This window comes from Pseudobutyrivibrio ruminis, from assembly GCF_015057245.1.
In the GTDB taxonomy this organism is placed as follows: Bacteria; Bacillota; Clostridia; order Lachnospirales; family Lachnospiraceae; genus Pseudobutyrivibrio; species Pseudobutyrivibrio ruminis_E.
The window spans coordinates 1-12,193 of sequence record NZ_SVET01000021.1 but is presented as its reverse complement, the minus strand read 5'-3'; the positions used below and the strand labels follow the sequence as shown (position 1 = coordinate 12,193).

Below are 12,193 nucleotides of genomic sequence, written 5' to 3'. Positions count from 1 at the left end.
AAAAAGGATGTAGCTATTCTGACTACATCCTTCTATATCGAAACTATCCTAGAAGTTCCTTATTCACAGAATCAACTATGATTGCTTATTTATTCATCGTATTCTATAAGCAGTTAAACATAATAATTATTTATATACCTAAATCTTCATCTGTTATTTCCTGCTCAGTGTTAATGACTGTATCAGACATAGCCATTTCCATATCATCAAGCTTTAAAAGTTTTCTAAATAGTGCAAGTGGGAATGTGTGAATAGATGCATTATATTCAGCAATATATCTATTGCAGAGGCTTTTTGTCTTAACTAAATCATTCTCCACCTGATTAATTTGATTCATTAGAGTTTCAACAGCCTGATTTGCTTTTAATTCAGGATGAGCCTCTATTACTGCTGTAAATTCTGCTCCCGTATTAACATGAGACTGAGCCGATGCTTCCTGAACACTTTGCTCATGCATCAAATACTTATCTAAAACTCTATTTGCCTGATCAAGCTGATGTGTTCTCTTCTCTTCGTATGCTACTACGTCATTTTTACATCCTGGAATGTTGGCTTTTAAACGTTGCACTTTATTATAGTCAATAACTATAATACTAACTAAAGTCAAACCAAATGCAATTAACAAACCAGCACTTGACCATGATTCCTTAATTTCAGTTTCTACATAAGTCTCACCGTTGTCGTCATAATTAGTAACTTCTTGATTAGCAGCTGGTATTGCACAAAAAATAAACAAACTAATTATCCAAAGAGCAATCCAAAGAACTGCCATAAGTCCAACTTTTTTAAGTAATTCTTTCATAGTTGTCTCCCTTTTATACAGCGTTAGCCATATGAGCGTTCTTATATTTTTCTAGTCTTTCCTGACTCGCCTTTGCACAAATGCCATGTGTAGGTCTTAAATCCCACTTTTCAATAATTCCAATATAGTAGTTCTTGTCCCTTTCCTCAAGCTTGATAAAGTTCATCTTTGGAACATTTCTACCTTCAAACTCATGAGTAGCATAAATCTTTTCAATGTCTTTAAAGTAATAGAAATCGCATGTATCTGTTACAGCCAAAAGACCTTCATCTGTAATAACAACTAATTCATTGTCGAATACCTCGGCTGTACCATCTTCAATTGCTTTTTTTACCATGTCCAAATTTTCAGCCTTTTGGACGAGTTTGTTAACATACTTGTATCTATTTCTCTTATAATTGTTTAGAAATAGGAAATAACCAATTCTAAATAAACAAACCAATGGTACTACAATTATAATAATAGCTCCTATACTAACTAGTGGCTCTACCGTCATCAAAAGAGCTGCACCTACAATAAATGAAACTATTCCAATGATTAATGGTTTTTTCCAACCATCCTTATAAGTTGGTGTAAACATTTCAAAAATCCTCCCTTATATACTCAATATTTTATAATTGTATCTTATTTATAAAATTATATCAATAATTTTTACTATTTAATAACTCCAAAATATTGTACTACTCGTTTTACCACTAGCATCATCATCTTCTTCCCTGCAGTGGTAACGATTCCCAATCTTTACCTCTCCATGATACTTATATATTCCTACAGTGGTAATACTTCATCTAATTTACCCCATTGTGTTCAGCATCAAAGCATTACAGTGGTAAAACCTTCCAAATCTTACCACCTTCTATAAGTCATTTACATACACAGTGGTAAAATATATAAAATATTGGCCAGTATCGATGTTAGAACCTTTTCTACACACTATTTCTATAACAAAAAAGGAACCTGAAAACTCAGGTTCCTACAACATTAGTCAACGTCAACAATATCAACGATAACTTTCTTGTCAATCTTTGAGGCTGCAGCCTTTACTACAGCGCGGATAGCCTTGGCAATTCTGCCCTGCTTTCCAATAACCTTACCCATATCAGATGGTGCAACGCGAAGTTCAACAACGATTGATTTAGCGTCTTCCTTCTCTGAAACTACAACCTCCTCAGGATTGTCTACAAGTGACTTAGCAATTACTTCAACTAATTCTTTCATCACTATTCATTCCTTTCGAGTGTTTACTGAACGCCTGCCTGCTTGAAAAGTCTAGCAACTGTCTCTGTTGGCTTTGCGCCGTTTGAGATCCACTTCTTAGCTGCCTCAGCATCAACTGTAACTGCTGCTGGCTCCTGGTTAGGATCGTATGTACCGATCTCATCGATGTTTCTACCGTCACGAGGTGCTCTTGCATCTGCTACTACGATTCTGTAGATTGGTCTCTTCTTCTGACCCATTCTCTTTAATCTAATCTTTACTGCCATTTTTAATTCCTCCTAAATAATAAAACTAAATGGTCTTGGCTAAAATGGGAAGCGCATTCCGCGGCGACCCTTGCCCATCATATTTGGCATCTGCTTCATCATCTTCTTTGATTGTTCGAATTGTTTAACGAAGCGATTAACCTCTGCTATATCTAAACCAGCTCCAGCAGCTATTCTGTGCTTTCTGCTAGGATTTAGTAATTTTGGATTCTCACGCTCTGCAGGAGTCATGGAAAGGATGATTGCTTCGATGTGTGCAAGCTTTTTATCATCCACAGCCCCTTCAATCTGAGCCAACTGGCTAGAATTGATACCAGGCATCATTCCAAGGATGGACGAAAGGCCACCAAGCTTTTTCATCTGCTCCATAGAAGTGAGATAATCGTTGAAATCGAATGATGCTTTCTTTACTTTCTTTGAAAGCTGCATTGCTGCATCTTTATCGATTTCTGCCTCCGCCTTTTCGATGAGTGAAAGTACATCACCCATACCGAGGATTCGGCTTGCCATTCTGTCTGGATGGAACTGCTCCAAATCTGAAAGCTTTTCGCCCATACCAGCGTAAAGAATAGGCTTTCCTGTGACAGCCTTAATAGAAAGGGCTGCACCGCCTCGAGTATCACCATCAAGCTTTGTGATGATAACTCCATCAATGCCAATCTTTTCATCGAATGTAGCTGAAACATTAACTGCATCCTGACCTGTCATGGCATCAACTACCAAAATGGTATTGAGGATATCGATATTGCTCTTGATTGCCGCGAGCTCATTCATCATATCCTCGTCTATGTGAAGACGACCGGCTGTATCGAAGATAACAACATCGAAGCCGTTCTTTTTAGCGTAAGCCATTGCCTCTTTGGCAATCTTTACAGGCTTTTCTTTATCTCCTAAAGAGAAAACCTCAACATCCTGCTTTTTACCATTGATCTGTAACTGCTCAATAGCCGCAGGACGATAAATATCACAAGCTACCAATAAAGGCTTTTTGCCTTTTTGTTTTACCTTGCCAGCAAGCTTTGCTGTGGTAGTTGTTTTACCGGCACCCTGAAGACCAACCATCATGATAGTGGTGATGGCGCCGCCTGTGCCAAAAGTGATATCTGTAACCTCTGAACCCATCAAATTAACAAGCTCTTCGTTAACAATCTTTATAACCATCTGCCCAGGATTCAAGCCGTTCATAACATCTGAACCAATTGCTCGCTCTGTGACAGTGTTTGTAAATTGCTTTACAACCTTGAAGTTAACATCGGCCTCAAGAAGTGCCATCTTAACTTCCTTTAAAGCAGCCTTTACATCAGCTTCTGTAAGTCTGCCCTTGCTTCTTAGATTCTTAAATACGCCTTGAAGCTTTTCTGAAAGTGAATCAAAAGCCATAAATTATAGTTCCTCTAAAATCAACTGAGATAATCGGGAAATCTCTGATAAAGTAGCTTCGCTAGGATTTCCTTCTGTCAATTCGTTTATACGAATGACATCTCCTCTAATGTTCATAAACTTTTCTACGAGATGGAGCCTAGATTCATAATCCTGTAAAAGCTTGTCGCATCTCTTTAAAATGTCGTGTACCGCCTGACGGGAAATGGAAAGTGAATCTGCTATTTCTGCAAGGGACAAGTCATCATTGATGCTCATCTCATATACGCTACGCTGATGCTCTGTTAAAAGCTCACCATAAAAATCATATAAATAACCAGATTTAATCTTGTCTTCCATATCTCTCCTTTTAGCGACCTTAAATAATATACTATAATAAAATAGAGGTGTCAAGTATAAATACTTTACACCTCTAATATTATTAAAGTGAAGTTCTAACTATCTTTGGTCTGTAACCGCCTTCATCCAAAGCCTTAAGGATCTGCTCCTTGTGGTCTGTACCGAATGCCTCAAGAGTGATGCGAAGCTCTACAGCTGCAGAACGATTTGTTGTAACAAACTGATTATGCTCAAGCTTGATAACATTGCCCTGCTGATCTGCAATAAGCTGTGAAACCTTTGCAAGCATACCTGGCTTATCAGGAAGAAGTACAGATACTGTAAAGATTCTATCTCTGAAGATAAGTCCCTGCTGTACCACTGAAGACATAGTGATAACGTCCATATTTCCACCAGAAAGTACAGATACAACTCTCTTATCTTTGAAACCAAGATGGTTCAAAGCAGCAACTGTAAGAAGTCCTGAGTTTTCGACTACCATCTTGTGATTCTCTACCATATCAAGGAATGCAACGATAAGCTCATCATCGTCTACTGTGATAATCTCATCGATATTTTCCTGAAGATAAGGGAAAATGTTTGAACCTGGAGTCTTTACTGCAGTACCATCAGCAATAGTATTTACAGAAGGAAGTGTTGTAACCTCTCCCTTCGCAAATGATGCCTGAAGTGAAGCAGCTCCACTAGGCTCAACGCCGATTACTTTAATCTTTGGATTGAGAAGCTTTGCAAGTGTAGATACACCTGTAGCAAGTCCGCCGCCACCGATTGGAACAAGAATATACTCAACAAGAGGCAACTCCTTGAAGATTTCCATTGCAATAGTACCCTGACCAGTTGCAACTGCTAAATCGTCGAAAGGATGAATGAATGTGTAGCCATGCTCATCAGCAAGCTTGTAAGCATACTCACATGCCTCATCATAAACATCACCATATAAAACAACATCGGCACCGTAGCTCTTTGTACGGTTGACCTTAATAAGAGGAGTTGTTGTAGGCATAACGATTGTTGCTTTTACGCCATATTTGCTGGCTGCATATGCAACACCCTGGGCGTGATTACCAGCTGATGCTGTAATAAGTCCCTTTGCTCTCTCCTCATCTGTAAGAGTGCTGATTTTGTAATATGCACCTCTAAGCTTATATGCACCAGTAAGCTGCATATTCTCTGGCTTAAGGTAAACCATATTTCCGCACTTCTCACTAAAATAATCGCTGTAAACCAGCTTTGTCTCGTGTGTTACCTCAGTGACAATCTTTGAGGCTTCTTCAAATTTGTCCAATGTAAGCATAATTAGTCTCCCTCTTGTGTGGCTTACTATTGTTCAGCGTAGAATAATGCATCAACAAATTCATCTGCGTTGAACTTTTCTAAGTCGTCAATTGTTTCTCCAACACCAATATATTTTACTGGCAATTTTAACTCAGATTGGATAGCAATTGCAATACCGCCTTTTGCAGTTCCATCTAATTTTGTAATAACAATACCAGATATATCTGTAACCTCAGAGAATTCTCTAGCCTGAACAAGGGCATTCTGGCCTGTTGTACCGTCTAACACAATAAGTGTCTCGCGGTAGGCCTCTGGGAATTCCTTTGAGATAGTGCTGTTAATCTTAGAAAGTTCGTTCATAAGATTCTTTTTGTTGTGTAATCTACCTGCAGTGTCCACAAGAAGAACATCTACATTTCTAGCCTTTGCTGCGTGAACAGCATCATAAACAACTGCCGCTGGATCTGAGCCTTCTGGACCACCAATGAAATCCACCGATGCTCTGTCTGCCCATTCCTTAAGCTGATCAGATGCAGCTGCGCGGAATGTATCAGCGCCGGCTACCATAACCTTTTTGCCAGCAGCCTGAAGCTTTCCAGCAAGCTTTCCGATTGTGGTTGTCTTTCCAACGCCATTTACACCGATTACTAAAACAACAGATGTCTTCTTTTCAAAATCAAATGATGTCTCATCGAGAGCCATCTGCTCCTTTATTTCATTAATGAGAAACTGCTTGCACTCGGCAGGCTCCTTGATGTGCTCCTTTTTTACTGCCTCTCTTAAATCGTCGAGGATAGTCTCTGTAGTACGCACACCAATATCACCCATGATAAGGACTTCTTCAAGCTCCTCGTAGAAGTCCTCATCGATATTTGAAAAGCCGTTGAAAATGTAATCCATCGACTTTATAAAATTGTCTCTTGTTTTGGTCAGGCCCTTTATAAGGCGCTGCCAGAAGCTGATTTTTTCTGCCATATAACCTCCAGCTAAGGATTAATCATCTAACTGTGCTTCGATAAGATTTACAGAAACAAGAGCCGAAACACCCTTCTCCTGCATTGTGATACCGAATAATCTGTCTGCTGCGTTCATAGTACCACGACGGTGAGTGATAACGATGAACTGTGTATTCTTTGTAAGCTTGTGTAAATATCCAGCAAATCTATCTACGTTTGCATCATCAAGAGCCGCCTCAATCTCGTCCAAGAGACAGAATGGAGATGGCTTAAGATTCTGAATTGCAAACAATAATGCAATTGCAGTAAGTGATTTCTCACCACCGGACATCTGCATCATATTGATAAGCTTCTTTCCTGGTGGCTGGGCATTGATGATAATACCTGTCTCAAGCAAGTCCTCACTGTCAACAAGCTCAAGTGTACCATGTCCACCACCGAACAATTCCTTGAATGCCTTATCGAACTGTACCTGGATGTCCTTGAATCCTTCAGCAAACTGCTTTCTCATTCCCTCATCGAGCTCATCAATGATACGAACAAGAGAAGCCTCTGCCTCAACCAAATCATCGTGCTGTCCCTTAAGGAAGTTGTAACGCTCAGAAAGTTTCTTGAACTCCTCGATAGCATTAACATTAACATTTCCCATAGCTCGGATAGCATTTTTGATTTTAGAAGCATCCTTCTTCATCTGATCCAAATCGTTGTACTCTGAATCCTTTAATTCTTCTGCTGAATGATATGTAAGCTCATATTCATTCCACATGTAATTGTTCTGGTATGAAATAGCATCGCTGATTTTCTCTCTCTGAGAATCAAGACGATAGATTTCCTTGTCTAATTCAGCGATTCTATCTGTAATCTCCTGACGCTGCTCAAAGAAGTTCTTGTGTGAGTTATTAAGCTCTTCTTTTCTTGCAACAGCTTCTTTGATTTCTTCCTCAAGCTTTCCAAAGGACTCGTCAGATGCAGAGATTGTAGCCTTAATCTCATCGATTCGCGCTTTCTTTGCCTCTGTCTCTTCCTTAGTAGACTGAGCATTTTCTTTGATAACCGCAATATCAGCCACACACTTTTCGATTTCAGATGTGATACGGTCTAAGTTCTGCTGAACGAAATCAACCTTCTGTCTAGCATTAGCCTCCTCAATCTGAACCTCGGACATTGTTCTGTTAACAGAAGTTTCCATGTAAGTCTTCTCATCAACTTCGTCTGAAAGCTTTTGAATCTCAGCTTTGAGCTCTGCTTCTTTGTCTTCTGATTCCTGCTTTTCGAACTCAATTTCCTTCTTGCCAGCAGCAATTTCAGTGAGCTGTGTTTCAAGCTCTTCGCTTTCCTTAGAAAGGCCTTCGTAGGCAGTTAAGCTTTCCTTCTTCTGCTCATTTGCTCTATCTAAGCCAAGCTTTGCAGTATTTAATGCGATTGCAGCTTCATTAAGCTTTGTAGTGTTGTCATCTCTATCACTTTCAAGAAGTGCAACAGCAGTCTCAAGCTCGCCCTCACGGTTCTTAAGCTCATCCATCTCCTTAGAGATAACATCAAGCCTGCCTTCAAGCTCCTCAATCTCACGATTTCTACCGAGAAGATTTGACTTGTTCTTGAAGTGACCACCGGCCATTGAACCACCCGGTGCAAGGTATTCACCATCAAGTGTAACGATATGAATGCTGTAATTATTTTTCTTTGCAAGAGCGATAGCTGAATCGATATTATCAGCAACCACAACTCTACCAAGAAGATAAGCTACAACACCATCAAACTTGCTATCACATGTAACAAGCTCTGATGCAAGACCAAGAACTCCCTTATCGTTAAGGACTTCCGTCTTCTTGAAATTGCCTCTTCCATCAACAGATGTAAGTGGAAGGAATGTGGCACGACCAAGCTTGTTTTCCTTTAAGTAGCCGATAAGCTTCTTTGCGCAAGCTTCGTCAGCTGTAACGATATTTTGAATGTTGCCACCGAGAGCTGTCTCGATAGCCATTTCGTATTTCTTTTCAACATGGATAAGGTCAGAGATAACACCCTCGATACCATCGATTCTGCCCTTCTGCTCCATGATTTTACGAGTAGAATTTCCGTATCCCTCGTAGCGCTCAGCTATGTTCTTGATTGACTCTAATCTAGTCTGAACACGAGCGAACTCATCCTTCTTAGCCTGTAATGCATTGGAATTCTCACGGCTCTTCTTTTTCCATTCAGCAGCCTTTTCTGTGTATTCCTTGTCCTTTTCCTGAAGCTCAAGAAGAAGTGACTGCGCATTCTTAAACTCATCCTCTGCAAGTGCAACAGCAACATCCAAATCCTCTTCACGAGTCTTTCTTTCAAGGAGACGCTGATTAAGCTTTGCCTTGCGGATGTTTGTCTGCTCAAGCATAGTCTCAAGACGCTGCTCCTTAGACTTGATTGAAGCACGATTGTTGAGCAGTTCCATGATAGCTTTGTTGTCCTGCTCGATTTTTTCGTTATTTGAAATGATTGCACCCTGGAGTTCACTGTAGTTAGTCTTAACAGAATTGAGACGTTCTACCGCTTCCTCCAATGTCTTATCAAGATTTTCCTTTTCAGCCTTGAAATCTGCTAACTGGCTTTCTTTATCTGCCTTATCTGCCTCGATTTCAGCGATACGGCTTGCCATATTTTCATCTGTGGCATTAGCAGAACGAATCTGCTCCTCTAAAAGAGCGATTTCATTTTCCAGCTTGCCCTTCATGAGAGTAGAATCCGACTGATTCTTCTTTAAGGTTTCGATTTCAACATCAAGGTCGTTGATCTGCTGCTCCAAAGAGTCGTATTTTGTACGAATCTCCTCCTGAGCTGTCTTGCTTTCTTCCATGTGTTCTCTAGCAAGATTTGCATTCTTTTCAACCTCGTCCAAATTAGCCTGAAGTCTATCAACCTCAAGCATGAAAGAGTTGACATCGATACGCTTAAGCTCTTCTTTGTATTTTAAGTATTGCTTTGCATCCTCAGACTGCTTCTCCAATGGTCCGATACGACGCTCCTGCTCAGAAAGAATATCATTTACACGAACAAGATTCTCTCTCTCGCTTTCAAGCTTCTTTACAGATGCCGCCTTACGCTTTTTGTATTTAACGATACCAACAGCTTCATCAAAAAGCTCACGTCTATCCTCTGGCTTACCAGATAAAATCTTTTCAATCTGACCCTGTCCGATGATAGAATATCCTTCCTTACCGACACCAGTATCATAGAAAAGCTCTGAAACATCCTTTAGACGGCAAGGTGTACCATTTAAAAGATACTCGCTTTCGCCTGAGCGATATACTCGTCGTGCAATTGTAACCTCTTCGTAATCTACTGGAAGCACATGGTCAGAGTTGTCCATTGTGAGTGCAACATATGCATATGAAAGAGGCTTTCTAGCCTCTGTTCCTGCAAAGATAACATCCTGCATGCTGGCACCACGAAGCTGCTTTGCAGACTGCTCGCCAAGAACCCAACGAACAGCATCAGCAACGTTACTTTTACCGGAACCGTTAGGACCAACGATACCTGTGATACCATTATGGAATTCGAATTTCATCTTATGTGCAAAAGATTTAAATCCGTATAATTCAATACTTTTAAGATACATTAAATTCTCCCTAATTAATTATATAATCTTGATAGAGTCTTCTTTGTGAAGGCGCATCAAGCCTTCATAAGCAGCTTCCTGCTCAGCAGCCTTTTTGGTGCTACCAACACCTGAGCCAAGAACTCTATCCCCTACTAAGGCTTCAACCTTAAATTCCTTAGCATGGTCTGGACCAGTTTCTGAGATAAGCTGATATGTAAGTGGCTCTTTAAAATTAGCCTGAACAACTTCCTGTAGTCTGGTCTTGCTATCATAAAATAGCTGCTTGTGTTCTATGTCATTTAAAACAAACCTGTGGATATATTCAGAAGCAGGCTCCATTCCACCATCCAAAAAGATAGCGCCAATTGTAGCCTCGAAGGCGTCAGAAAGAATAGACTTTCTATTTCGACCGCCTGTCATGTCCTCCCCTTTAGATAGGCGAACATAGTCACCAAGGTTTATTTCCTTGCAGATGTAAGCCAGTGTAGGCTCACAAACTATGCTAGCTCTAAGTCTAGATAATTTACCTTCGTTTAATTCGGTATAATTTAGATACAAAAACTCACTCGAAACGATTTCAAGCACTGCATCCCCAAGGAACTCAAGTCTCTCGTTGTCGCTAAGCTTTGGCATGTGATTTTCATTTGCATATGAACTATGTGTCAAAGCCTGTTGTAGTAAGCTTTCGTCTCTAAACTCATAACCGATAATCTTTTGAAATTCCTTTAAACTATTCAAAATACTACCTCCTGAGTTTAAAATAGTGTCCACTGAAAGTGGACACTAAACGTGCAATTGTTGCGGCCCATTAAAGGCCGCATTTTACACATATAATTACTTGTTTGCAACTGTCTTCTTGATAAGCTCAACTGCATCGCCTACAGTAGAAAGCTTCTCAGCTGCCTCTGTATCAACTTCGATGTTAAGCTTTTCCTCAACACCCATGATAATCTGGAATACATCAAGTGAATCTGCACCAAGATCATCAACAAATGTAGTCTCTGTTGTAATTTCAGCAGCATCTACGTTTAATACCTCTGCAATAATCTCTTTGAGTAAATCGAATTCCATTCTCTAGTCCTCCTTTTTCTTTTCTATAACTATATTGTCTCTAATAAACTCGTTAATCTGCTGCTCTTTGAAAGTTACACACTGGAAAATAGTGTTTCTAACCTCTCCCGCTTTTGCACTACCGTGAGTCTTAACAACAAGCCCCTTTAATCCAAGAAGAGGAGCTCCGCCGTATTCACTGGCATCGAACTTCTTAAGAGTCTTCTTTAAAGCTGGGAGCGCAAGTGCAGCGCCGATTTTTGATCTGAGGGTACTCATCAAACCACCCTTAATAACAGTGATAAGTGTACCTGCCAAACCTTCGTATAATTTAAGAATAACATTACCAACGAATCCATCGCAGATAATAACATCTGCATCTCCGTTAGGAATGTTTCTAGCCTCAATGCTACCAATAAAATTGATATCTTCGCATTCCTTTAAAAGTGGCATAGTCTCTTTAACAAGAGCATTACCCTTTTCTTCTTCGGCACCAACATTGACAATGGCAACACGAGGATTTTTAACTCCTACAACCTTTTCCATGTAGATGCTACCCATCTTGGCAAACTGTACCAAGTGGCTAGGACGACAGTCAACATTTGCTCCGCTGTCTGCCAAAAGAGCAACGCCAGTCTTAACTGGGAAAAGTGTGCCAAATGGTGCACGCTCAATACCACGGATACGTCCAACAATACCAAGGCCGCCTGTAAGAAGAGCTCCTGAATTGCCTGCTGAAACAAATGCATCTGCCTCGCCATCCTTTACAAGGTGAAGGCCAACTACCATTGAAGAATCTTTTTTTCTTTTGATGGCAGCAACTGGATGCTCAGCTGTCTCGATAACCTCTGTGGCATTTTTTATTTCAATCTGTTCCTGTGGGTATGTGTAAGATGAAAGCTCTGTTTTGATAACATCTTCCTTACCAACAAGAATAACTTTAATAGCTTTGTTTGTATTAACAGCATCAACAGCGCCCTGTACCATCGCTGATGGTGCGTTATCTCCGCCCATTGCATCAAGTGCAACTATAGTATAATCACTCATGATAATATCCTTTCATACATACTTTAGAAATTATACTTTAAATTAGGCATTATTTCAAATAAAAAAACCTTTCGGAAAATCCGAAAGGTTTTTAAAATTAATCAACTGCGATGATTTCTTTTTTGTTGTATGATCCACAGTTCTTGCAAACTCTATGTGGTACCATAAGCTCTCCACACTTGCTGCACTTTACGAGTGTTGGTTTGCTCATTTTCCAGTTTGCTCTTCTTTTATCTCTTCTTCCCTTAGAAGATTTGTTCTTTGGACAAATAGACATGCT

13 protein-coding genes are annotated in these 12,193 nt (G+C 40.0%); all 13 read right to left on the bottom strand.

The annotated features are described in order from the left end of the window. Positions 1-130: 130 nt before the first annotated feature. Positions 131-802: a LemA family protein gene (locus E7274_RS12855; RefSeq protein ID WP_304176416.1), complete on the bottom strand. Its 672-nt coding sequence runs from the start codon at positions 800-802 to the stop codon at positions 131-133. Between the two features lie 13 nt (positions 803-815). Further along, positions 816-1,382, bottom strand: coding sequence for a hypothetical protein (locus E7274_RS12850; RefSeq protein ID WP_304176414.1), 567 nt, complete (start codon positions 1,380-1,382; stop codon positions 816-818). A gap of 401 nt (positions 1,383-1,783) precedes the next feature. Beyond that, a complete protein-coding gene (locus E7274_RS12845) occupies positions 1,784-2,020 on the bottom strand; it encodes a KH domain-containing protein (RefSeq protein WP_033154032.1) in 237 nt (78 codons plus the stop codon). A 23-nt stretch (positions 2,021-2,043) separates the two neighbouring features. After that, positions 2,044-2,286: a 30S ribosomal protein S16 gene (rpsP, locus tag E7274_RS12840; protein WP_033154031.1), complete on the bottom strand. Its 243-nt coding sequence runs from the start codon at positions 2,284-2,286 to the stop codon at positions 2,044-2,046. 39 nt (positions 2,287-2,325) lie between these two features. Then, a complete protein-coding gene (gene ffh / locus E7274_RS12835; protein ID WP_033154030.1) occupies positions 2,326-3,666 on the bottom strand; it encodes a signal recognition particle protein in 1,341 nt (446 codons plus the stop codon). Between the two features lie 3 nt (positions 3,667-3,669). After that, positions 3,670-4,005 (bottom strand): YlxM family DNA-binding protein, encoded by a 336-nt coding sequence (ylxM, locus tag E7274_RS12830; RefSeq protein ID WP_033154029.1) that lies wholly within the window; start codon positions 4,003-4,005, stop codon positions 3,670-3,672. Between the two features lie 82 nt (positions 4,006-4,087). After that, a complete protein-coding gene (gene ilvA, locus E7274_RS12825; RefSeq protein WP_090394010.1) occupies positions 4,088-5,299 on the bottom strand; it encodes a threonine ammonia-lyase in 1,212 nt (403 codons plus the stop codon). A 26-nt stretch (positions 5,300-5,325) separates the two neighbouring features. Then, positions 5,326-6,255, bottom strand: a complete 930-nt coding sequence (gene ftsY, locus E7274_RS12820) for a signal recognition particle-docking protein FtsY (protein WP_033154027.1) — start codon at positions 6,253-6,255, stop codon at positions 5,326-5,328. 18 nt (positions 6,256-6,273) lie between these two features. After that, the gene (smc, locus tag E7274_RS12815) at positions 6,274-9,834 is read right to left on the bottom strand and encodes a chromosome segregation protein SMC (protein WP_304176412.1); all 3,561 of its coding nucleotides are present in this window, start codon (positions 9,832-9,834) and stop codon (positions 6,274-6,276) included. Between the two features lie 18 nt (positions 9,835-9,852). Further along, positions 9,853-10,554, bottom strand: a complete 702-nt coding sequence (gene rnc, locus E7274_RS12810) for a ribonuclease III (protein ID WP_044934237.1) — start codon at positions 10,552-10,554, stop codon at positions 9,853-9,855. A 96-nt stretch (positions 10,555-10,650) separates the two neighbouring features. Next, complete coding sequence (acpP, locus tag E7274_RS12805; protein WP_033154024.1) at positions 10,651-10,887, bottom strand: acyl carrier protein; 237 nt, start codon at positions 10,885-10,887, stop codon at positions 10,651-10,653. Positions 10,888-10,890: 3 nt separating this feature from the next. Further along, positions 10,891-11,913 carry a phosphate acyltransferase PlsX gene (plsX, locus tag E7274_RS12800; protein ID WP_304176411.1) on the bottom strand — a complete coding sequence of 341 codons (1,023 nt, stop codon included), beginning with the start codon at positions 11,911-11,913 and terminating at the stop codon, positions 10,891-10,893. A 97-nt stretch (positions 11,914-12,010) separates the two neighbouring features. Beyond that, positions 12,011-12,190, bottom strand: coding sequence for a 50S ribosomal protein L32 (gene rpmF / locus E7274_RS12795; protein WP_033154022.1), 180 nt, complete (start codon positions 12,188-12,190; stop codon positions 12,011-12,013). Positions 12,191-12,193: the final 3 nt, after the last annotated feature.